This window comes from Chryseobacterium sp. Bi04 (assembly GCF_918698085.1).
Taxonomy (GTDB): domain Bacteria; phylum Bacteroidota; class Bacteroidia; order Flavobacteriales; family Weeksellaceae; genus Chryseobacterium.
Genome location: NZ_CAKKLP010000003.1, coordinates 71,223 through 95,355 on the forward strand (window position 1 = coordinate 71,223; position 24,133 = coordinate 95,355).

Below are 24,133 nucleotides of genomic sequence, written 5' to 3' on the forward strand. Positions count from 1 at the left end.
CAGTATAAAAACATGCCACCAGTTTTTCCAGAATAACGAAAACAAAATAAACACAAATGATTTTTCCAAAAGCAAAAAAAATAGCTGAAGACCTTGGTTGGTATAAAACAGAGGATGGTGTATTCGGACTTTACAAAGGGTACTTTTTCAACGTTTCAGACGCAAGTTTAATAAGCAACCCTCAATACAAATTTGTAACCGTGACAAGCGGTAACCTAACAGAAGAACAAAGGCTGCAGATCAATACAGAACTGGTCACTAACAAAAAGAGGTTAAAATTTACAAGTTTTGAAATTGGAGATACCGATATTTTCTTTCGGTTTGCAGAAAGCTTTATTTATACTAAGCTTAAGACTGTTTATTCTTTGTTTGACTTTTTAGTTGATCTTTTCAAAAAACTCAATATACCTGAGCAATACAAATGTCATAGCTGTGGAACAAATCAAAAAGTCAACTATTACAACTTAAATGATAATGGAATATTACTTTGTGACACTTGTTTCCACGAAAAAAACAATAAATTCTACGAAATTGAAAAACTAAGAATTTCAAAGGAGAAAAATTATCTGACAGGATTTTTAGGTGCTGTAATATTTTCAATTCCAGGAATTATACTTTGGGTTTTATCTGCCGTATATTTAGGAAGAATTGCCTCCGCAATGGCCCTTATTATTGCTTTTTCTGCTTTTATAGGATATGGCTTTTTAAAAGGGCGTGAAGGTACATTCAAAAAGTATATCATTTTTCTGACAAACATTGCAAGCGTCATTATGGCAAATGTTATGACAGTATTTGCTTTATTAATGAAAGAGGGTTCTACTTTAAAGCAGGCAATTCTGGAGTTTCAAACAAATGAAACCGTAAAAGAAGTATTTTATGTGAATATTATTATTTCTTTTATATTGGGATTGGTTGCCTGGATCTGGATATTGTTTCTCAGGAAAGACGAAAAATTAATGATAAAACGTGCAGATACATTTTAGAAGTAAAAGTATGGAGTATAATGATTCTCTAAAGAATATTATGTCACCGGGAATGTTTGATCTGATACTTTATTAAAATACAATTTATAAAAAAACATATGATATGAAAAAACAATTACTAAGCTTATGCATAGCTATAGGAACTATGGCATTCGCTCAATCTACAGAGGGACCAAAATTTGGTATTAAAGCCGGAGGTAACCTTTCAAGCATAACAGGAGATGACACCCAATCACAGGTTGGATTTTATGCCGGAGCATTGGTAAATGTTCCAATTTCTGAGGCATTCAGTATTCAGCCGGAGGTTGTGTACAGCCAACAGGGAGCAAAGGCAAAGGACGACTATGATTTTGCTGGGTATACCATAACGAATATGAAACAGACCCTTAGTTATATCAATGTTCCTGTAATGGTTCAGTACAATGCCACTCCTGAGTTTTATCTGGAAGCGGGTCCTGAATTTGGATTTCTGGTCAATGCCCAGGCTAAAGGAGATATTAATGGTAATTCTTATGAGGCGAGTAATAAAGATTCATTAAAAACTTTTAATTTTGGACTGGGGATCGGCTTAGGGTACAAATTTACTTCCAAATTAGGCATTAGTGCCCGTTATACTGCCGGTTTAACTGATATTGTTAAAAATGGGGGTGGAGAAACTTCAAAAAATACTAATTTCCAGTTAGGTATAAATTATTTTTTTAAGTAAGAAGTGCGGAAATAGTAAATGCCCTTATGTTCATTAGGGAGAAAGGAATAGATGAACTTATGACCTAATTATTGATTAAGTTTTTAAATTCTTTATAACAAAAAAAGCGAGGAAATATCCCTCGCTTTTCTATTTATTTTTTACCTGTTAGCCATTGGCTTTGCAGTTTCAGTTCTGCCGGACTAGGGTTGGCTTTGAATTTAAGCATTTCCATTGTCAGTTTATCAAGAATCGCTTTTCCTTTCAATTCTACTTTCTCTTTCTTTTCTCCATTACCTCGTAAAACAGTCACGGTAACATTTTGTCCTTCCTTGATTGTTTTAGCATAATTAATGAAATCCTGCATATTCTGAACGTTAATTGTTTTTCCGTCTAATGCAAGAACCTGGTCAGTGATTTTGAATCCGATACTTTTAGCAAAAGGAGATAGGGCGGAGCTTTCATCAAATACAAAAGCATTGTTTTTCTCATCATATCCCGTCTGGTTAGGATCTTTCACGAACCAGAAAATCGGTGGGGTCTCTTGTTTCTGTAATTCTACACCTACCTGACTTAGATATTCAGCGTAAGGGGTCGGCTGGTTGCCTGCGATGTATTTATTGTAAAAATCTTTCACCTGAGGATATCCGGTTACCGTTACCAGTTCGTCAATTAATTTATCATCTTTGAAAGGCTTATTCTCTCCGAATCTCTGAGATAATTTTCTGATCATATCACGGTAGCCCATCTCTCCATTGGAAAGCTTTCTCAGCTCAATATCCAGACACATGGCCAGGAGGGCTCCTTTCTCATAAACATTTCTATACTGATCCTTATAAGGCGCTTTCAGTACATTTTTACTCATAACCGTAAACGGCATGGTATCATCATAATTCTTTGAATTGGTGATTTTTTCGTTAATTCTCTGTAAAAACTCATCTTTTGTAATCAGTCCTTCCTGGATCTGGAATAAATTGGCAAAATATTCCGTACCTCCTTCATACATCCACAGATGCTGAGACATTTTAGGATCTGCATAATTGAAATAGTGAATTTCCTCAGAATGGGTTTTTAAAGGATTCACGGTATGGAAGAACTCATGAGAAACTACATCGGTAATAGTTTTGTCGATGGCATCTTTCGGCATCATTTCAGGAAGTACCACACTTGTTGATTCATGGTGTTCCAGAGCTCCGAATCCTTTAATTTTCGGTCCGTCACCTCCTGAAAGATAAAGCATGATGGCGTACTTTTTATTCGTGTTCATATCTCCCAGGAATTTCTTCTGGGCAATGACCATTTTTTCCAGATTTTCCTTAAAATCGGCAGCTTTATACTTTCCTGTTGGGGAATATACTCCCAATACAAGCTCCATTCCACCGGCATTGAAGGTAATATAATCCGGTTTGGTATACATAAGGGGAGAGTCCGTTACTTTAGCATAATTGGCCAGCGTAAAAGTATCGGTAGCTTCAGACTTATCCTGATCTACCAAAGCGGTAGTTCCATAAAAATCGGTGGGCTTTTGGATCACCAGCTGATAAGGAACATCCTGCATATTATCAATATATCCAATAAAACCATGCGTATTGACCATAAAGATTTTTCCCTGTTCGATATCAGTTCCTGACGGTGAAAATACAGCTTTATGCTTTGAGGTATCCATTTCATCATCAAAGCTGTCATTGACCAGATACGTGATTTTATTTAAATTTTGAGCGTTCTTTAATGAATAGGTATTATCATTCACTTTAGAATAGGTAAGTTCCCTTCCTTTATTATCGTAAAATTTGATACCCTCTATAAATCTTCCGTAATCATCTTCAGAATACGTACCGGGAACGGTCTTTGGAAAATGAAATTTTACATCACCGGATTTCATTTTTGGAAATTCCATGGTAACGGCTACTTTATCATCTTTTACATTGACGAGATCAATGGTAGTCTTTATAGACTGGGCATTCGCTAAAAAAGCGGCAAAAAGGCCTAAGCTAAGTGCTGTTTTTCTCATTACGTTAAATTTTATAGTTAAATAGTTGTTGTTTTTCTCATTTTGTTACGTGATAGGGTATTAAACTTTTCTTAAAATTAATCATCAAGAGTTAAAAAATAAAAAGGCAAATTTGCTGATATGCGAATTTGCCTTTTTATTACTTACTGAACATTTTTATAATTGATATAATAGTTCTTGTTAAACTCAACAGGAGTATTTTTTTTAAGAGTTACCGTCTGCCAGTCTTCTGTTGGGGTAATCGTCTGATCTCCGTCAATTCTGATGGGGAGCTTCAGGTTTTTAACCACATCTGTATACCGGAACTTCAGCGTTGTGCCGTTCTGGGAATACTCAAGAGTAGGGATTTTTACAGTTCTCAGATATTGATCAAAAACAGTGGAGAAATCGATTCCGGATTTTGAGGACAGATAATCTTCAATCTGTTTGGTGGTAACGGTCTGATGGTAAAAATCTTTATTGAGCCCTCTTAAAATCTGTCTGAATTTTTCGTCATTATTGATCACCTGTCTCATCGTATGAAGCATATTGGCGCCTTTGGGATACATATCACCACTGCCTTCATTTCTTACCCCATAGTGGCCGATAATGGGGATGTCATTGTTAATAATACTTCTGATTCCCTGAACATATGTCTCCGCAGATTTTTTGTCCATAAATTTTTCAGTGAAAAGAGTTTCAGAATAGTTAGTGAAACTTTCGTGGATCCACATGTCAGCCTGATCTTTTGCTGTAATATTATTCGCGAACCACTCGTGGCCACTTTCATGAATAATAATGAAATCCCAGTTCAGACCCACTCCTGTCCCTGATAAATCTCTTCCAAGGTATCCGTTCTGGTATCCGTTCCCGTATGCTACATTACTTTGATGTTCCATACCCAGGTGAGGAGATTCTACCAATTTATAGGAGTCTTCATAAAATGGATAGGGGCCAAACCAGTATTCAAATGCTGAAAGCATAGGTTTTACCTGTTGAAACTGTTTTTTGGCTTTATCTAAATTATAGTCGAGTACCCAGTAATCCAGATCCAGTTTTCCTTTTTCACCATCAAAAGTATCTTTGAAGTTTACATACTTCCCGATACTGGGAATGATAGAATAGGCGTTGATAGGATTTTTCACCTCCCAGGTATAAGTTGTTGTATTGCCTTTGGTCTTTTTGTCTATCAGCCTTCCGTTCCCAACCCCTACAAGATCATTAGGGGTGAGAATTTTCATGGTAATACCATTGTCGGGCTCATCACTCCATATATCTTTGGTAGGAAGCCAGATGGAGGCTCCAATCCCTTCGTCAGCAGCGGTCATCCAGGGGTTTCCTTTTTCATCTTTTGCAAATACCCATCCACCATCCCAGGGAGCTCTTTTAGCAATTACAGGATTTCCGGAATAGGTAACATCAATACTGTATTTTTCTCCTTTTTTAAACTTTTTATTGGCGGTAATAAAAATAAAGTCGCCGTCTTGCTTATAACTTTTAATAGAGAAGTTTCCTTCCACTTTATCAGCTTTCATAGGTTGCTGCAGATCAATTTGAAATACAGGATTGGTAACATCCTTAATGATTTCAAAACTAATCTTATTATTTCCTTTGATACTTTTCTGATCAAAATCAGGCTCTACGGAAAGGTCATATTTTTTGACATCCCAAAAATTTCGGAATTGAGTATCCGAACCCTTTAAAGTGTCCTGTTTGGTATAAACCTGGCCTTTTTCAAAGAATTGTCCGAAAACCAATCCTGAAGCAAATAAAAGTGTATATGATAACTTCTTCATTTTTAAACTTTATTAATAATCTTTTCAAAAATAGAAAATTTAATTAACAGCAAAATTGTGAAAAGGTAAAAATGTGCAATATTACAGGAAGATCAATCCTTCAGACATAAAAAAGCCCGGCTTATTGATTGCCGGGCTTGGTTTGAAGAATGCTTATTTTATTTTTTTATGAATTTCAGGTTTGAAGTGGCTCCCTGATCCTCAATTGAAATCACATAAGCTCCGGTGATCAGTTTTGATACCGAAATTTTGTGATCTGTAATCTGTCCGTTCATGACAGTTTGTCCGGCCATATTGGTGATGATATATTGGGCTTTAGCCGAAACTTTAGTCACATTTAATACATCGCTGGCTGGATTAGGATAAATCTGTATTGAGCTGTTATCTTTTGTGATGTCTTTAGTAGCAAGATTTTCTGCTTGAATTTGTACTGGATAATCCTCAATTTCACCATATTGTTGGCTGTTGCATCCGTTGGCAGGTTGTGTATTGTAGGCAAGCACAACCCTCATTATTATATTGCTTCCGACATGTGCATCTACAGGTACTGAGAAGTTTCCTGAAACCGGAGTGATTTTATTAGGAGCACTTGTGAAAATGATTTCAGAATCAGAAAAAATTCCATCCCTGTTAAAATCGATCCATGCGCTTACTCCTTCGTTATACTGACTACCTGACCATTGTTTTTGTACACTGATCGTATTACCGGAAGATCCCTTAATAAGGGTGATCAGTTTTGTAGGATCCGTAGTATAGTTGGTATAAGGTGAAGCAGTGCTGGTATTGGAAATAGGGCTCATTCCTGTAGGTGTTACCGTAACGTTAGAAATAAATTCATCTGAAGAATCTGTTCCGGTCGCAGAACACATGATAAACGGAAGGGTAGTGAAATTAGTAGATGCGGAATAGCTTCCAGTGGTAGATCCACAGACATTCGCCACTTGAATTTCATACTGAGTACCCTCGTTTAATCCGGAGAGATTATAAGAATTTGTTGGTACAGGAACGGTAGTCCATGTGGCAGTTCCTGTTTTTCTATACATTAAAGAATACGTTGCGCCCTGCAATGCAGCCCAGTTTATACTGGCGGAAGTTTTGGTAATTCCCGAGACCGCAATTCCTGTGGGGACCGCTGAAGAGCAGTTTTCTGCGGATGCAGAAACGGTAGCACTGCCAATAGCATAGAAAACATTGTCAATGGCGCTTACCCTGATTTTTACATTGGATCCGGCAGCCAGTGAAGAGAATGAAAAAGGTTCAGCCCCATCATTGGGAGTAGATGGGCTGATAACGGTCCATGTACTTCCATTGTCTGTTGTATAGTCTATTTTAACATTTTGTACACTGTATGGAGCATTGTTGGTATTGACCACGTCCCAGGTAATAGCACCCGGCAGATTATTATAAACTGTAGCGGAAGTTACTTTAAATGGTCCCTCGTTTCCTACATTTAATTTCACCAGACTGCTTTGGGTCTGCTGTTGGGTAATATCAGGATTATTGTCTCTTACCGTAACCTTGAATTTTAGCTGTCTGGGAACATTGGGTAGAAGTTCCCAGTCCTGTACAGTCGTAAGTGTTCCGTTAAGAACTGTTTCAAGCTTAGGAAAATAACGTGTTGGGGATGCTGTAGGCGGCAGTGATCGGAAGTTAGCTCCACTGGTCCGGGTAGCATCCAGATTATTAAACTTAGTAGCTGAAATATCATATTGTTCCCATGTATAGGTCATAGGATCGTTTTGGGCATCTGCGGCACTTGCTGTCAACACAAAAGCAGTACCCTTAGGGATAGCTTTATCAGGAGATGGCTGTATTACCGGTGGTGTATTAGCCACTGGAATAGCGATATCACAATTTTTACTGTTTACATAAGCCTGTATCTGCTCAATATTGATGGTATGGAAATAGGCATCAGAATGCATTTGCACATTAGCCTGAGTAATTCCGGCATATCCCATGATGGTAGATCCTGATCCTGGTTCTATTGGAATATCTGTCTGGCCATGAACTACAGACATCGTATGACGTCCCCCAAACTGGTGCCCTAGCTCATGAGCTACATAGTCGATATCGAAAGTGTCCCCAAATGGTTGATCATCTACTGCGGGAGAAGTAATTCCCGCCCCTTTTGAACTATCATCATTGTTATTACTGGGGTTTCTACATACATTTCCTATATCCCCTGCAGATCCACCACCACCTCTGTGTCCGAAAAAATGCCCCACATCATATGCATTATTACCTACACCTGCGGTATTGGTAAATGTTCGCTGGGCTTCCAGATTCCAGTTATCCATACTTGCTACATCTGAATAAGGATCTGTATCTGGATCTATAAAAATCAGTTGCGGAAGATCCTGTACAATCAAATGAATCCCCAGGTCTTTTTCATATACGCCATTTACCCTGTTGATGGTAGCGTTGATGCGGGCTGCTGCACCAGGAACTCCTCCTGCCAGCTGGGTGTATTCACCATTCACGGAAACAGCAATTCTATAAGTGCGATATTTCTGATCGTTATTCTTATTAATTCCTGTTCCGTTTAATCCTTTTTTTGACTGTAACAGTTTTTTCATTTCCTTTTTTGAGCTTTCAGGCTCGGATACTTTACATTCAAAAATACTGCTTCCTTGTGCTTTGTCGGATTTGAAAAAGACTCCGTATATATCTTTTTCTTTAGTTACCGGCTCAATAAATTCATATTGCCCTGTCTTAGTGTCAAAAAGCATGGATTGAAAATCATTAGGAGCCGTACTGAATCTGATCTGCTTATTGGGATGGTCTATGCCCACCCCTGAATATGCTCCAAGCTGGTATCTTTCAGCCATCGATTTTTCAACCACCGGCGAACTGTATACAGAGAATCTTTCAATTTTCCCCTCGGTAGTTGGGAGAGAAATAATTACAGGGTTAGCTCCCTTTCCAGCCTCAGGGGCATTTTTCAAAAGTTCACGAAGTGATGCAAGATCAACTTTGTAAGCATGAATGATGTTAACCTCTTTCCTTATCGGAGTAATCTTCTCAGATACCGGCTCCCAGCGCTGTGCTTGCAGGCTGGTTAAACCAATAGCTAATGCAAAAACGAAAATAATTTTCTTTTTCATAATATTTTTATAAATTGATTTTATGCTTTTCTGTAAAATTAAATATTTTATTGTGAATATTCGTGAATTATGTGTTTGTTTCGTGTTATTTCTTTTCATAAATGAATTAAAAATTATATAAATGATAATTAGATTGATTTTTTAATATAAATAACTTTATTTAAAGAAAAATAATAAGTCGTACTTAAGGGTATAATACAAAAGCACTGGTTTAATTACTAAACCAGTGCTTATATTGTATATTATTATTTGATTATTATTTCTGAACAGCCGGAAGATTTCCGTTGCTTTTCTGCACCTTTTTATAAGTAAAAGTACACATGATGATACTGAATTCATATAAAATAAGCAGTGGGAAAGCGGCCATAAGCATACTTAAAACATCTGCAGGTGTAATGATTGCAGCCACGACCATAATTAAAACAATAGCATGACGGCGATATGTTTTCATAAATTGTGGAGTCAGAATGCCAATACTGGTAAGGAAGTAAATAAGGATAGGGAAAAGAAAAATAATACCCATTCCCAAAATTACCTGTAAAAAGAGAGTAGTATAATCACTAAGGTCATACAGTGGAACAATAATATCCGAAATTTTAAAAATAACCCCAAAGTTGACAGCAAAAGGAAGAATTAAAAAATAACCGCATAGAATTCCTGTCATAAAGAGAATCCACACCGCATTAATGATATAAATGGAATTTTTTCTCTCTCTGGGATGTAAAGCAGGACCTATAAAACGCCATAGCTCCCAAACAATATAAGGAAAAGCAGCCACCATGCCTCCAAAAACAGAAACAGCCATCATCACATTGAACTGTTGGTAAAGTCTCTGTACACGTACAGGGAAATCTTTTGGAAGATGAATACTGTCTTCACCTAAAAGCATTCTTGAAAAGTGGTTCACCACTCTGAAGGTAGGAAAGTCATTTCTTGTTGGCCCAAAAAAGATATGGTCCATAATCCAATTGATATTGAAACCAACTGCAAAAGCAGCAATTACGATAGCAATAATTGAACGGATCAGGTGTCCTCTTAATTCTCCAATATGCCCCAGAAAGGACATGTCTTTATTATTGTCCATATAGTAAAATCTATCCAAACGGCTCACCTGTCCGGATATGCCGTTTAAGTCTGCGAAATTATGAAATAATAATCAGTATTTAGAATTTATTGATCATGATTTTGTTCAATATTGTGCTTATAGACTTGATGTTGTTTTAGGCAGGGGAGTAAGACTAATGCTTGAATAAGCAGGTTTTATCACAAAAAAACAGACACAACCATATAGTCTGTTTTAAATGTTTTATTCTTAGTAAATTGTTTATTTTTCAAGTATTTCCAATACCTTTTCTGCTACGGCACCCCCGGATTGAGGATTCTGACCTGTTACCAGTTTTCCGTCAGATACTGCAAAAGAAACAAAATCCTGGTCAGCTTTTACATAATGAGCCCCTTTGCTTTTTAAAACATCTTCTGTAAGGTAAGGCATATGGTCTGCCAGCTCAGAGGCTATTTCTTCCGAATTTGAAAAGCCTGTTAGTGTTTTTCCCTTAATTAAAAGCTCTCCGTTAGAGAGTTTAATGTTAAAGAGACCTACAGCCCCGTGGCATACCGATGAAATAACACCTCCCTTTTCATAAATTTTTTGAGCTATTTGCTGCAATATTTCATTATCAGGAAAATCCCAGACAACTCCATGTCCTCCGGTGTAGTAAATGACACTGTACTCTTCCGCGTTGATCTCTTCGGGTTTTAAAGTATCGGCCAGTTTTTTTCTGAAAATTTCATCCGCATACAATTTCCATTCTGATGGCTGTACAAACATTTGTAATTAAATAGGTTCCAGTGGAGTATATCCTCCTCTTGGGCTTACAAAATCAATGTCATATCCTTTTTCAAGTAATTTTTCATAAAAATGGACCGCTTCACCCAGCCACAAACCGGTTGCTCTATCCATATCAGGATATTTTTCTACACTTGTCACTACGATTAATACTTTCTTTCTCATTGTTTTTTTAGATTAAATTAAAAGATGAAGAATTTAGTATCATTATCTCCATGACATAGCTCAAAAAAAAGATGTGACCCAGATCACATCTTAAGAATATAGTCTGCTTAATGTTTCCCTTGAAACTCCCAGATAGCTTGCAATAAGCTGTTTGGGAATATGGTCAATAAAGCCCGGATACTGCTGCAAAAAATCTTCATAACGCTCTTTGGCAGATTTACTCATTAATGAAAGAATTCTCTGCTGTAAAGCGATATATCCAAAATTGGACTTTACCCGGAAGAAATGCTCAGTTTTTGGAATTTTTGTACAAAGAAGATCTAAGTCCTCATAGGATATACTGTAAACTTCAGCATTCTCAATGCAGTCAACAGCTACCGAGGACAGACCCTGCTTAAAAAAGGCTGCAAAATCTGAAATCCACCAATTGGGTGCTGCAAACTGAAGAATATGTTCTTTTCCTGTGCTGTCTATGAAGCTGCTCTTAAGAAATCCTTTTTCAATCAGGTATATTTCCTTTACAAGCTGGTTTTCCTGTATTAAAAACTGCCTTTTTCTGAATTTCTGTTTTCTGAAAAGTGATGCTACCGTTTCAAACTCATCATCAGTCAGATTGATAATCTCCTGGATATGTTTTTTCAGAAAGTCCTCCATATAAATATCTTAATTGATGCCTTCATCCAGCAACTTATGAAGGTCAATGATTCCGAAATATTTCCCGTTTTCAGTGACAATAAGCTGGCCTATGTTGTTTTCTTTTAATACCTTCATTGCCTGTTTGGCAAGAGCTTCTTTTTCAATAGTTTTTGGATGGGCAGACATAATGTCTTTAGCCAGAACCTTACTGATATCTTCTCCTTTCAGCAACATTCTTCTCAAATCTCCATCGGTAACAACTCCTATAATCTGATCTTCATGGGTTACTACTGTAATGCCATGACTGGATCCACTGATCGAAATAATAACATCTCTTATGGTGGCATCTTCTGTAACCTGAGGTTTCTGTGAAGAAAGAAACTGCTCCACTCTCGATGTAAGATTTTTTCCTAAGCTGCCTCCCGGATGGAATTTGGCAAAGTCATTGGCTTTGAAATCATTCAGTTCCATTAAGGCTACAGCCAGAGCATCTCCCAATGCCATCTGAATGGTTGTAGAGCTGGTAGGAGCCAGCTTATTCGGACAGGCTTCAACATCAACGTGGGTATCCAGAACAATTTCAGAAAACTCAGCAAGTTTACTTTTTTTGTTGCCGGTCATTCCGATCAAAGCCGAAGAATAGTCTTTTAAGTAAGGAACAAGATTGGCAATTTCAGGAGAGTTGCCGGAATTGGAAATACATAAAACAACATCCTGTTTCTGAATAACTCCCAAATCCCCATGAATAGCTTCTGATGCATGAAGAAACTGTGACGGTGTACCTGTAGAATTTAAGGTAGCCACAATTTTATTCCCCACATGAGCAGATTTTCCTATTCCCACTACAATAAGTTTCCCTTTTGCAGCATGAATAATTTCCACGGCCTCGGCAAATTGGTCATCAATTCTGTTTTTTAATTTTTCAAGTTCCGAAATCTCTATTTCTAAAGTACTTTTAGCGATTGATATAATGTTGGTTCTATCCATTTTACGATGATATGGTATACAAAAAAGTTCTTAAAAAATGTTATATTTTAAAAAGAATATTTAATATAAATTTTATTTTTATAAATTCGTTCGCTTTTATTTTAAGCAAAAATTTTATAACTTTGGGTTATATGCAAATTTAGCAATAGAAAATTAGATGAGCGCAAAAAAAGCCAATTTATCAGGCGAATTGAAAAAGTATTTTGGGTTTTCTACATTTAAGGGTCAGCAGGAGCAAATCATAGAAAACCTATTGGAAGGGAAGGATATATTTGTTTTAATGCCTACAGGTGGTGGAAAATCATTATGTTATCAGCTTCCGGCACTTATTTCCGAAGGCACGGCAATAGTCGTTTCGCCCCTGATCGCGTTAATGAAGAATCAGGTAGATGCAGTGAACGGCCTTTCCTCGGAAGATGGAGTAGCCCATGTATTGAATTCATCATTAAACAAAACACAGACAAAGCAGGTTTTCGACGATATTAAAAGCGGAAAAACCAAACTTTTGTATGTTGCTCCGGAATCATTGATCAAAGAAGATTACCTGGAGTTTCTGAAAGAAGTGAAAATTTCTTTCTTTGCTATTGACGAAGCGCACTGTATTTCAGAATGGGGACATGACTTCCGGCCTGAATACAGAAATCTTAAACAGATTATTGATAAGATCGCAGATGTATCTGTCATTGCACTGACAGCTACTGCCACTCCTAAAGTTCAGGATGATATCCAAAAAACATTAGGAATGACCAATGCATTGGTCTTTAAGGAAAGTTTCAACCGTCCTAATTTATATTATGAGGTATGTCCAAAAGTGAATGTAGATAGGGAAATCGTAAAATTTATCAATCAACACAAAGGAAAATCCGGAATCGTATACTGTCTGAGCAGGAGAAAAGTGGAAGAATTTGCCCAGCTTTTACAAGTTAACGGGATCAATGCACTTCCTTACCATGCCGGTCTTGACCAGAAAATTAGGGTTGCCAATCAGGATAAATTTCTGATGGAAGATGTGGACGTTATTGTGGCCACCATTGCCTTTGGAATGGGAATAGATAAGCCGGATGTACGTTTCGTTATTCACTATGATTTTCCAAAATCACTGGAAAGCTATTACCAGGAAACCGGAAGAGCGGGAAGAGACGGTGGTGAAGGACATTGCCTGGCATTCTACGATCCTAAAGATATTGAAAAATTAGAAAAATTTCTGGCACAAAAACCGGTTTCCGAGAGGGAAATTGGCTTACAGCTTTTAAATGAAGTGGTAGGCTATGCCGAAACTTCTATGAGCAGAAGACAATATATCCTTTATTATTTTGGAGAAAGTTTTGATCCTGTAAACGGAGACGGAGCGAAGATGTGTGACAATTCATCGAATCCTCCAAAATTAAAAGATGCCACAGATGATCTGGAAAGGGTACTGGCGCTGATCAGTGATACCGGTGAAAAATTTAAAGCTAAAGATCTTATTTCCGTAATCGTGGGAAAAGAAACTGCTGTTACAAAATCTTACAAGCTGGAACAAAGCTCACATTTTGGTTTTGGAAAAGAAGAAAAAGACAATTATTGGAAGACCATTCTGAGACAGGCTACTGTTCAGAATTTTTTACAGAAAGATATTGAAACCTATGGGTTTTTAAAATTGGGAGCTAAAGGAAGGGATGTTGTGGCTGGCAAAACCAAAGATGTATTCTTAATTGCTGAAGACCGAGAATTTGACCTTAGCCAGACCAAAGCAGAAAGTGATCAGATCCAGCAGCAGGCTGGTGGCGGACTGGATCAAAACCTTTTTGGCCAATTAAAGGAGCTCAGAAAAAAAGTTGCTAAGAAATATGGGATTCCTCCTTATACCGTATTTATGGATCCCAGTTTGGAGGATATGACTGTTCAGTATCCGATCTCGTTAGAAGAAATAGCAAAGATCTATGGGGTAGGAGAAGGAAAAGCCAAAAAATATGGTAAAGAGTTCGCCGACTTTATAAAAACATATGTAGAAGACCATAATATTGAGCGTACCCAGGATATGGTCCTGAAGCAGGTGGCCAATAAATCGAGTCATAAAGTTTTTATTATCCAGAGTACCGATAAGAAAATTGACCTTGAAGATATTGCAAGAGCAAAAAATCTTTCCATGAACGAATTATTAAAAGAAATGGAAAGTATCGTGTATCAGGGAACAAAATTGAATATTGACTACTATATTGAAGATAATTTTGATGAAGATATCGTTGATGGCTTTATGGATTTCATGACTGATTCTGAAAGTGACAGCATGAAGGTGCTGTTGGATGAATTTGGAGATGAACTTTCTGACGAAGAAGTGAGAATGCTGAGAATTAAGTTTATCAGTGATGTAGCAAATTAAAATGATGATTTTGAACGCAAACGAAATAATTTTAAAAGAAATTCTTCCAACGAAGAGTTTCTTTTTTAATATGACGGAGAAAATTAGGATTGTTTTTTCATTTTTTTATTTAGCCATTTCCATTTTATTGCTTACAACTATGAGTTCATTTTTGTTCATTTTTGCGATAATAATGTTTGGAGCAGGATTATATTTCGCTTTTTTCAGATGGGTTTTAAGGTATTTTGATTTAAAAAATGATTATTATCTAATAACCAATCAAAGAATAATTATAGCTGAAAAATCCAGTAAAGATATCTGGAAATACAAAAAACTGGAAGAAATAGATCAGGTAAATATTGAACTGAATAACCGATTTTTCGGAAATATTATCTTCGGAGAACCGGAAAATATATTTGGAAAAAATGACGAACCTTTTTCTTTGTTTAAAAGAAGAGGGATAAATTTTGATGAGGACAAGTATGTTTTTCTAAGTGTTGAACATATTGACGAAATTATTCCTTTATTTGAAGAGTTAGGTTTGAAGGTTAACAAAACTTTTTACTAATTTTACAGTGATGAAAAAGATTTCTGTTATATTTATTCTGCCGGACTTAGAAACCGGAGGCGCAGAAAGAATTGTTACCACTATTGCGAATCATCTCTCCAGAGATCGGTTTGAACCTAAGATTTTGCTGTTGCGTAAGAAGGGCGGATATCTTAATTTTCTAAAAAAAGATGTTGAAATCATCGACATTAATACGGAAAGGATCAGACATTCTCTGAAACCTATTTTGGGAGAAATTTACAGGAGGAAGCCTGATATTGTCTTTTCGGGTTTTGGGGAAGTGAATGCTTATTTGGCATTATTTATCAAGCTTTTTCCAAGGACGAAATTCATTGCCAGGGAAACGAATGTGGTTACTCAGCATGTGACAAGAAAAGAAATAAAATTTTTCTATAATTTTTATAATAACTATCAGAAGATCATTGCACAAAGTGATGATATGATGAAAGACCTGATTGATAATTTTAATATCAAAAAGAAGAGAATTGTTAAAATAAACAATCCTGTTGATTTCGATTTTATTGATGATAAATTGGCTGTTTCCCTTAAACCTGAAAGCTTTAAATACAATTACAAAAATGTAGTGGCTATCGGTAATTTATCGGCAAGGAAAGGTTTTGACAACCTTCTGAAAGTGTTCTCCCGGCTTAAAAATGAACATATCCTGCTTCATATTTTAGGAGATGGAAAAGATAAAGAAGTCTTGCTTCAGATGAAAGAGTTTTTAGGATTAAAAAATGTAATTTTTCACGGCAGGCAGGAAAACCCTTACCAGTTTTTAAAATATGCCGATTTATTTATTCTTTCATCACGATATGAGGGATTTCCAAATGTTTTATTGGAAGCAGGAGCTTGCGGAACCTACTCTTTAGCCAATAACTGCCCCGGAGGAATCAACGAAATCATTCAGCATAATGTAAATGGAGAAATCTCTAATATAGAAAACTATGAAAACTTTGCTCAGCAGATTATAAGGATCATGCAAAGCAATTACAATCGGGATGCCATCAGAAACTCAATAAAATCAAGATTCTCAAAGAATATTATTCTGGATAAATATGAAAAGGTTTTACTGGATTTGATGAAACCTTAATGACATTATTTGCGTTATGGATTGTTAATTTCTTACTTTTGGAACTATAAATTTTATAAGAAAAAATATTTTTCATTCATGAATAAAATCCAAAAATTAGGATGTGCCTGTGAAAAACCTGGCTACAATTATACAGAATATAGAAGTTCGGAATTAGGTATAGATCATACCAACGGAAGATATGGCGAAGTAACTATTCAACAATGTAAGTTATGCCAAAGAATATGGATTCATTATTTTGTTGAATATGAAAGTTTTTCGAAATCCGGAAGATGGTATAAAGGAATTGTTTCAAAAAAAGACCGTCCTCAAATAACTCCGGAAAATGCAGTGGAATTTTTGGAAAGCCTTGACTGGTATGTATATGGCGGTTCTTTTTTTGAAAGTACCGGTACATTTGGACAAGGAAAATTGAATGTGAGTCTGTAACATTTTATGCTGAAGTAGTAAAATTAAATATCAAATTTATGAAGCCATTGATAAGTTTTATTTTGTAACTGACCTCTGTTGTCATGATGGCCCAGCAGAAGACAATTTCCAGAAAAGAATTGCTGAAAACTGCTATTGATCAGAAAGTTAATTCCACAGAGATTCAGAAAATAACAATGGCCGCAGGACAAGGAGCTCCTGAACATCTGCATCCCTGTCCCGTTTTAGGAATAATCAATTCAGGAGAGGCTGTTTTTCAGATAGAGGGGCAGCAAAAAGTGATACTTCATGAAGGAGATGCTTTTTATGAGCCTAAAAATGTAAAAATCCTTCATTTTGATAATGCATCAGCAGAAAAGCCACTTGTCTTTACCGCAATTTATTTGAAGGAAGGGAGTGAGGAAAATATAAAACTCATAAAATAACATTTTTCATAAAACTAAAGCCTATAATTATCATTTTTAAAATTGATAAAACTCACTTTGGTGCTTGGTAATTTATATGTAAATTTGTGAGAATTAAGATAGATAATAATAAACAAATTCATAATATAACATGAGTCAATTCGATGTTACCGTAATAGGTTCTGGTCCTGGAGGTTATGTAGCTGCGATCCGTGCAGCGCAGTTAGGTTTCAAAACAGCAATTATTGAAAAATATTCAACTTTAGGCGGAACTTGTCTTAACGTTGGATGTATTCCGTCAAAAGCACTTCTTGACAGTTCTGAACATTTCGAGAATGCAAAACACAATTTTGCAAGCCACGGAATTATCATCAATGAGCCGCAGGCGGATATTGCAAGAATCATTGAGCGTAAAAATGAAGTGGTAGATCAAACGACAAAAGGAATCAACTTTTTGATGGACAAAAACAAAATCACTGTTTTTGAAGGATTGGGAAGTTTTGAGTCTGCTACTCAGATTAAAATAACTAAAAACGACGGTTCTTCTGAAACGATAGAATCTAAATATACAATTATTGCAACGGGTTCTAAGCCGTCTTCACTTCCTTTTATCTCTCTTGATAAAGAAAGAGTGATCACATCTACTGAAGCATTAAACCTTAAAGAAATTCCTAAACACCTTGTCGTAATTGGAGGAGGCGTTATTGGTCTTGAATTAGGTTCTGTATACTTAAGATTAGGAGCTCAGGTAACGGTTGTTGAATTCATGGATAAAATTATCCCTGGAATGGACGGTGCTTTAAGCAAAGAATTGACGAAAGTTCTTAAAAAGCAAGGAATGAAGTTTATGCTTTCTACAGCAGTTTCTGCAGTGGAAAGAAACGGCGATACTGTAAAAGTTACAGCTAAAGATAAAAAAGGAGAAGAAGTAGTGGTAGAAGGAGATTATTGTTTAGTTTCTGTGGGAAGAAAACCTTATACAGATGGTCTTGGTCTTGAAAAAGCTGGAGTAGAACTTGATGAAAGAGGAAGGGTAAAAACAAATGATCACTTACAGACAAACGTTGCCAACATCTATGCGATCGGTGACGTTATCAAAGGGGCAATGCTTGCTCATAAAGCGGAGGAAGAAGGAGTTCTTGTTGCGGAAATATTAGCAGGTCAAAAACCTCACATCAACTATAATCTGATCCCTGGTGTTGTGTATACTTGGCCGGAAGTTGCCGGAGTGGGTAAAACTGAAGAGCAGCTGAAAGAAGAAGGAATTGCTTATAAAGTAGGTTCTTTCCCAATGAGAGCATTAGGAAGAAGCCGTGCAAGTGGTGATACCGATGGTCTTGTGAAGATTATTGCAGATGAGAAAACTGATGAGGTTTTAGGAATGCACATCATTGGAGCAAGAGCTGCTGATCTTATTGCTGAAGCAGTAATTGCTATGGAATTCCGTGCAAGTGCTGAAGATATTGCAAGAAGTTCTCACGCTCACCCAACTTATGCTGAAGCTATTAAAGAAGCAGCGTTGGATGCTACAGGGAAAAGATCAATCCATATGTAATATTTGATTAAAAGATGTAATCATTTAAAATATTAAAAAAGAAAGAGAAGCATCCGCTTCTCTTTCTTTTTTTGTGTGCCTCATGGACCGTAAGATATGTGCGCCACATTATAATGGATAAAAAAATGTTCTCCAACAGCTTTTTATTCAATATAAATGGGCTTTCGTCCAAACCTATTTACCAATTACATCATTCTTATTTGATCATAAAACCGGGTATGTTTAGGAGCAATATTGAACTGTATCCCAAAGGTTATTCCTTTAAAATATTTTTCTTTATGAATTGGAAAGGCGTAACCCGTATTGAGAAAGATTGCATTGAATAATGAAATGCCGATTCTTGGCTCCAATGAATATGGATTTCCTGATATTCCAAATAACTTTCCCTGGTCAGAAAGATAAATATGAGCTTCCGGTATAAATTTATCTGTATGATTGATAGAACTATAAAGAAAGGATGGCCCTAAAATAATAGATTTCCCGTGAGTATTCCCTGTTCTGAACTCCAAGCCGGCCTGTAAAACATTTCTCCCGGTATAGCGATAAGCTACATTAATGGCTGTTTTTTCCAGTAATTGGGCATGGGTAGTGATGACGGAAATAAGAAAATGCCACAGCGAAATACTTTTTCATGTTTTCTGGGAGTTTTTATTCAAATGTACAGGTTTTAAAGGCTTCTGAAAGATAAAATAATTCTTAAAAGTATTAAATAGGGGAAATCTTCAAATTTCCGTACCTTTGTCAGCTAATTTTATCTCAAATGCAACTCGGAAAAACTCAAACTTTAAAAATTTCAGAAAAAAATAACTCAGGATGGATCTTGGCAGATGAATCCGGTGAAAAGGCTTTTTTGCCAAAAATTTTCACAAATGACGAAAAAGAAATAGACGACGAAGTAGAGGTTTTTGTTTATCAGGATGATGATAAATTGAAAGCTACTACTGAAATTCCATTAGCTGAAGTAGGTGAGTTTGCCGTAATGAGTTGCGTACAGAGCCTTCCAACCGGAGCGTTTATGGATTGGGGAATCATCAAAGATTTGTTTATCCCGTACAAACAGCAGAAAACCAAAATAATAGAAGGTAAAAGGTATCTGGTATATATCTACGTAGATGAAGATATGGAGCTGATTACAGGAACTACGAAATTTAAGAGAAATCCTCAATATCAGGATTTGCCATTCAAGAAAGGGGATAGTGTAGAGCTGCTTATAATGAATGAAAGTGAACTTGGCTGGAATGTGGTAATCAACAAAAAATATATAGGTTTGATCTATGCTGCCGATGTTTTTAAGAAGCTTTATCCTTTATCTGAAGAAACAGGTTATATTAAGGCGATTCGGGAAGATGGAAAGATTGATGTTTCTCTGCAACCTGAAGGTTTTGAAAATATTGATGAATTCAGACAAAAGATTCTGAACAGACTGGAAGAGAACTACGGGCTTCTACATGTGTCAGACAAGTCTTCTCCTGAAGAGATCAAGGATGAACTTCAGATGAGCAAGAAAAACTTTAAGAAAGCAATTGGAGGACTTTATAAGGATAAGATGATTGATATCTTAGACGATAAGATCAAATTATTATAAAAAAATAAAAGAGCAGAATTTTCTGCTCTTTTTTGTTATTCTCTGTTTTTAACCAGCAGCCATCCGCTGTAGGTTCTTCCATCGGAAACTTTTATGGTATACCAATAGGTTCCTGTGGATATGGGTTGGGAATTGTATTTTCCATCCCATTGAAAAGGCTTTTTACTGATGGTCTCCTTAAAGATCATCAATCCTTTTCTGTCGTATAAATTGATTTCTGTACCCGGATAATTTTCTAGTCCGGCTATTTTCCATGTATCGTTGGTTCCGTCACCATTGGGCGTGATGGCATTAGGAATATTAAATATTGAGAAGTTTTTCTGACCAATAATACAACCTGATTTTGTTCTTACATACACGGTATATTCGCCTATATTTAAATTGGTGAAAATATTGGAATCCTGCCATATAGTATTGTTTAAAGAGTATTCATAATTTCCGGTTTGAGAAAGAATGACTGTTGCTGTATTGTTAACAATATTCACAGATACAATCTGAGCCAGCACAGAATAGGTGATCTGTACAGAATCGGTATTCTCACAGCCAAAACTGTTTGTTACCTTTACAGAATAGGTTCCCGGAGTTGATACAGTAATGGTCTGTGTGGTAGCACCGGTATTCCATAGATATTGCAATCCGGGTCCGGCATCTAAAGTTACAGATTTTCCTTCACAGAAATCCAGCTGATCGGGAAGGTTAATGAAAGGTTTTGGATTAATTGTAATATTGAGCCTTACCACTATAAAACATCCGTCAGCTGTGGCAACTTTTACATGAATTAATGTTGATCCGTTGTTTACAACATAAGCTGAAGGATTGGTAATAACATTTCCAGCCATATCTGTATAAGTAAATATATAGGTGGTTGGATTATTAATGATATTACCTTCAAAAGAATGAAGATCTACAGTCATGGTGTTTCCCGTTGTAGTATTACACAATAGTGGCGCGTAATCTTTGGCCGGAATGTTGTTGATAGAAAGTGTCACAGAAATAGCCAGTTTTTCAGATTCACAGCTGTTTAATGTCTGTGTGACATAATAAGTTTGTCCATGTACAAGAGGAGTGGTAGTAGGTAATACCGTTCCTGAAGCATTGTAAAATACCAGAGATGTTCCGGTTACTGTAAGGTTAGCTATCGTAGGATTGGCTGAAGCACAGAAATCCTGGTCAGTATTGGCCGCTGGTTTAGGAGTAGTATTGACTGTCACCTGAATGGTAACTTTATTACTTTCACATCCGTTAATAGTTTGAGTGGCATAATAAGTCTGGCCATTAACAAGAGGAGTTGTAGCCGCTAATAGAGTTCCTGCAGTATCATACCATTTTATATTCTGACCCGTGATCTGGATATCTGAAATTTTTGGATTGTTTGTAGCACAGAAGGTGGGTGTTAAGTTGATTGCAGTGGGAAGAGCGGGAGACGTAATGAGCACATTTTGATTCTGAGTGGCTGTATTTCCGTTTCCGTCATTGTATATCCAATGAATAATATAGGTTCCTGGGATTGAATAAGACAAAGGATCTGTGGTGGTTGCACTAATCACTCCGGCACAGTTGTCCGTAGCAGTTGGGATGTTGGTAATTGTTGTATGACAATCTCCGGTAACGTCTGCTAGATTGGCAATATCCAGAACCGGAGCGACATGATCACCTACCACAACGTTTACGGTAAAACTTCCATCACAGGCTCCAGATCCGGAAATCTGGCATATATAAGTGCCGGAATTGGCTGCCGTTGCATTGCTGATGCTAGGGTTTTGCAAAGTAGAAGAAAAGCCATTTGGCCCTGTCCAGCTGTATGTGGTGCCTCCCGTTGCATTAAGTTGGAGAGTTGAATTAATACATACCGGAGAATTGGACGTGATTACTGCAGCTGAGGTACAGTCTTGAAATTTAGCTATAAACATGTCATTTCCACCACCAGGCGATTGCTGAAATGTTCCTGGGGTTGCAATGCCGGAGGTATTTCCACTAGACATTCCTGTTAGATAAATAGAACCTTCATTATCTTTTGTAATTTCGCCAAGCTGGGTAGCCCCATTTCCTGTATAATACGTTCCCCATTCTTTTATATCATTTTGATTGTATTTAATTAAAAAGGTAGCAATATACATGGCAGGAATTCCCATATAAGCTCCGGGAGTTGAAATATCTGCTTGTCCAAAATTTTGTAAATGAAGTCCCATGAAGAAAACATTTCCTGAGACATCAGTATAGGCAAATAACTGACCACCTGGATTGAAATCGAAATAACTTTTCGTTATAATATTACTTGTTAGATTTACTCTCCAGACTCCCGGTTTGTTTATGATACCGCCTGATGGAGAAGGTATCGTGTATTCTCCGGCAAGTATGAGTGTATTATTAATAATTCTGGCCTGTCGTATCACATCTTGTCCTACTTCACCATAATAACTGGACCTTATAAGTGTGTTTCCAGATTTTGAAAGTTTTAAATATATCCCATCAGTAACTCCCGCTTTTACGGCTTGAAAAGGATTAATCATTGGAATGTTTACAGATTGTGTAGCTCCCACAATTTCCAGATCATTTACTGAAGAAAATATTTGAAAAATAGAAGTTGAAGAATCTGATCCCCCAAAATAAGTTGCCCAATCTACATTTCCATTTGTTGAATTTAAAGATGCTAAAATCCCATCCGACATACCTGATGGAGTAGCTTTTGTTGGCTGTATGGCATTTACAGTAGGGAAGTCTGAACTAAAAGCATGTCCCCCAATATATACATGATTTTGATTATAAGCAACAGTATAAAGTTTATCTTCTCTACTTGACACAAATTCTTTTTGAAAAATCAAGTTTCCATTATTATTGAATTTTACTAAAACAATATTTTCATTATATAAACCTCTTTGAACACTTCCGCCTGCATAAATATTAAAATTTTCATCAAAGTCAACATCCATAAAATAATCAGTCATTCCGAAACCGTAGTAAGTTCCCCAAAGTTTTTGTCCGGTTTTAGTTAGCTTCATAAGATAGGCATCAGTACCACCTGCTAGATTCTGTTGATAAGTTCCGGAAGTTGCAAAATTAGTGTTGCTGCTGGTTGATCCATGAACATAAACATTGTTTTGGCTGTCAGTTTTAGCTCTTCCATAATCTTCACCTGCTCCACCTGCATAACTTCCCCAAACTCTCGTAGGGACAGGGTCAATTATAATAGTTCTGTTTGAAGAATCTACAGGCGAATTAAATCCAAAAGTCTGATCTCCTAAATCTTTAAATGAAACATTAATATTTTCTCTTCTGAGTCCTTCTATCCAGCTATTAGGAATATTTTCATGAACTTCTCCAAAACGCACATTCATGGCAAGTTTACCGTCTTTTATTGACGTGGGAGCACCGTGGAATTTCATTTTAATATCAGATACTTTACCACCCGGATTGATAACGAAATTATATTCAATCGGTTTTAAACTGTCTTTAGGTTTGAAGAAAACCAAATCTATATGAGGATATATGTTTTTATAATGGATCTTTTGATGACGATACACATTTGTGACCCCTTTATGATGATTTGGAAGATTATAATAGTTGTCGTAATCAGGAGATTTTCCTTCTGTGATAATAGTTGCTCCTTTATTAAAATTGACAAGTTCAATATCTACTCTGTGTATCAACTTCTCATAAATATATTCATCAATATTATAATGGCTGGGACTTGGAAGTTTATTCTCTGTCTTTTTTGAAAAGTTGGGATTTATTATTTTCTTGGTTTCATAAATATCATAAGAAAAACCACCGGAACGAAGCTGTACATTCAGTCCATCAGAATGGAACAGGTATTTTACATCATTATTTTCTTTTCCATCCTGATCTATGATCTGGCCTTTGTTTTCGTAAAAATAGTAGGAATTGTTTTCTGATATCTTTTTTTGTGAAAATAGAAGAACTCCACTCAGAACGGAGAACACCAATAAAATTTTTCGCATCAGGGTA

The 24,133-nt window shown here is 36.4% G+C and carries 19 protein-coding genes; 9 read left to right on the top strand and 10 right to left on the bottom strand.

Going from position 1 to position 24,133, the window contains the following annotated elements; translation table 11 throughout:
* Positions 1-56 precede the first annotated feature (56 nt).
* Both LQV47_RS06570 and LQV47_RS06575 read left to right on the top strand, forming a co-directional pair.
* On the top strand, positions 57-983 hold the full coding sequence (locus LQV47_RS06570; RefSeq protein WP_230035101.1) for a hypothetical protein: 927 nt from the start codon (positions 57-59) through the stop codon (positions 981-983).
* Positions 984-1,086: 103 nt separating this feature from the next.
* Positions 1,087-1,689 (top strand): porin family protein, encoded by a 603-nt coding sequence (locus LQV47_RS06575; protein ID WP_230035103.1) that lies wholly within the window; start codon positions 1,087-1,089, stop codon positions 1,687-1,689.
* A 133-nt stretch (positions 1,690-1,822) separates the two neighbouring features.
* On the opposite strand, the gene LQV47_RS06580 is transcribed toward LQV47_RS06575, so the two are convergent.
* The 8 genes from LQV47_RS06580 to LQV47_RS06615 form a co-directional block, all read right to left on the bottom strand.
* Positions 1,823-3,679 carry a PDZ domain-containing protein gene (locus LQV47_RS06580; protein WP_230035105.1) on the bottom strand — a complete coding sequence of 619 codons (1,857 nt, stop codon included), beginning with the start codon at positions 3,677-3,679 and terminating at the stop codon, positions 1,823-1,825.
* A gap of 143 nt (positions 3,680-3,822) precedes the next feature.
* The gene (locus LQV47_RS06585; protein WP_230035107.1) at positions 3,823-5,454 is read right to left on the bottom strand and encodes a M1 family metallopeptidase; all 1,632 of its coding nucleotides are present in this window, start codon (positions 5,452-5,454) and stop codon (positions 3,823-3,825) included.
* A gap of 158 nt (positions 5,455-5,612) precedes the next feature.
* Complete coding sequence (locus tag LQV47_RS06590; RefSeq protein WP_230035109.1) at positions 5,613-8,558, bottom strand: reprolysin-like metallopeptidase; 2,946 nt, start codon at positions 8,556-8,558, stop codon at positions 5,613-5,615.
* 256 nt (positions 8,559-8,814) lie between these two features.
* Positions 8,815-9,642, bottom strand: coding sequence for a twin-arginine translocase subunit TatC (tatC, locus tag LQV47_RS06595; protein ID WP_230035111.1), 828 nt, complete (start codon positions 9,640-9,642; stop codon positions 8,815-8,817).
* 240 nt (positions 9,643-9,882) lie between these two features.
* Positions 9,883-10,386 carry a type 1 glutamine amidotransferase domain-containing protein gene (locus LQV47_RS06600; protein ID WP_230035113.1) on the bottom strand — a complete coding sequence of 168 codons (504 nt, stop codon included), beginning with the start codon at positions 10,384-10,386 and terminating at the stop codon, positions 9,883-9,885.
* Between the two features lie 6 nt (positions 10,387-10,392).
* Complete coding sequence (locus LQV47_RS06605; protein ID WP_230035115.1) at positions 10,393-10,569, bottom strand: hypothetical protein; 177 nt, start codon at positions 10,567-10,569, stop codon at positions 10,393-10,395.
* Between the two features lie 90 nt (positions 10,570-10,659).
* A complete protein-coding gene (locus tag LQV47_RS06610) occupies positions 10,660-11,223 on the bottom strand; it encodes a Crp/Fnr family transcriptional regulator (protein ID WP_230035117.1) in 564 nt (187 codons plus the stop codon).
* Positions 11,224-11,232: 9 nt separating this feature from the next.
* Positions 11,233-12,192 (bottom strand): KpsF/GutQ family sugar-phosphate isomerase, encoded by a 960-nt coding sequence (locus LQV47_RS06615; protein WP_230035119.1) that lies wholly within the window; start codon positions 12,190-12,192, stop codon positions 11,233-11,235.
* 157 nt (positions 12,193-12,349) lie between these two features.
* Here LQV47_RS06615 and recQ point away from each other — a divergent pair, with 157 nt between their 5' ends.
* The 6 genes from recQ (at position 12,350) to lpdA (ending at position 18,582) form a co-directional block, all read left to right on the top strand.
* On the top strand, positions 12,350-14,554 hold the full coding sequence (recQ, locus tag LQV47_RS06620) for a DNA helicase RecQ (RefSeq protein WP_230035121.1): 2,205 nt from the start codon (positions 12,350-12,352) through the stop codon (positions 14,552-14,554).
* A 139-nt stretch (positions 14,555-14,693) separates the two neighbouring features.
* On the top strand, positions 14,694-15,101 hold the full coding sequence (locus LQV47_RS06625; protein ID WP_230035123.1) for a hypothetical protein: 408 nt from the start codon (positions 14,694-14,696) through the stop codon (positions 15,099-15,101).
* A 10-nt stretch (positions 15,102-15,111) separates the two neighbouring features.
* Entirely contained in the window at positions 15,112-16,194 is a 1,083-nt protein-coding gene (locus LQV47_RS06630) for a glycosyltransferase (RefSeq protein WP_230035125.1), read from the top strand.
* Between the two features lie 78 nt (positions 16,195-16,272).
* A complete protein-coding gene (locus LQV47_RS06635; RefSeq protein ID WP_230035126.1) occupies positions 16,273-16,623 on the top strand; it encodes a hypothetical protein in 351 nt (116 codons plus the stop codon).
* Positions 16,624-16,706: 83 nt separating this feature from the next.
* Positions 16,707-17,048: a cupin domain-containing protein gene (locus tag LQV47_RS06640; RefSeq protein WP_230035128.1), complete on the top strand. Its 342-nt coding sequence runs from the start codon at positions 16,707-16,709 to the stop codon at positions 17,046-17,048.
* A gap of 130 nt (positions 17,049-17,178) precedes the next feature.
* Complete coding sequence (gene lpdA / locus LQV47_RS06645) at positions 17,179-18,582, top strand: dihydrolipoyl dehydrogenase (protein WP_230035130.1); 1,404 nt, start codon at positions 17,179-17,181, stop codon at positions 18,580-18,582.
* A gap of 185 nt (positions 18,583-18,767) precedes the next feature.
* Here lpdA and LQV47_RS06650 read toward each other — a convergent pair whose 3' ends face one another.
* Positions 18,768-19,091, bottom strand: coding sequence for a hypothetical protein (locus tag LQV47_RS06650; protein WP_230035132.1), 324 nt, complete (start codon positions 19,089-19,091; stop codon positions 18,768-18,770).
* 251 nt (positions 19,092-19,342) lie between these two features.
* Here LQV47_RS06650 and LQV47_RS06655 point away from each other — a divergent pair, with 251 nt between their 5' ends.
* On the top strand, positions 19,343-20,167 hold the full coding sequence (locus tag LQV47_RS06655) for a S1-like domain-containing RNA-binding protein (protein ID WP_230035134.1): 825 nt from the start codon (positions 19,343-19,345) through the stop codon (positions 20,165-20,167).
* Between the two features lie 35 nt (positions 20,168-20,202).
* Here LQV47_RS06655 and LQV47_RS06660 read toward each other — a convergent pair whose 3' ends face one another.
* Positions 20,203-24,126, bottom strand: a complete 3,924-nt coding sequence (locus LQV47_RS06660; RefSeq protein ID WP_230035143.1) for a T9SS type B sorting domain-containing protein — start codon at positions 24,124-24,126, stop codon at positions 20,203-20,205.
* Positions 24,127-24,133 lie beyond the last annotated feature (7 nt).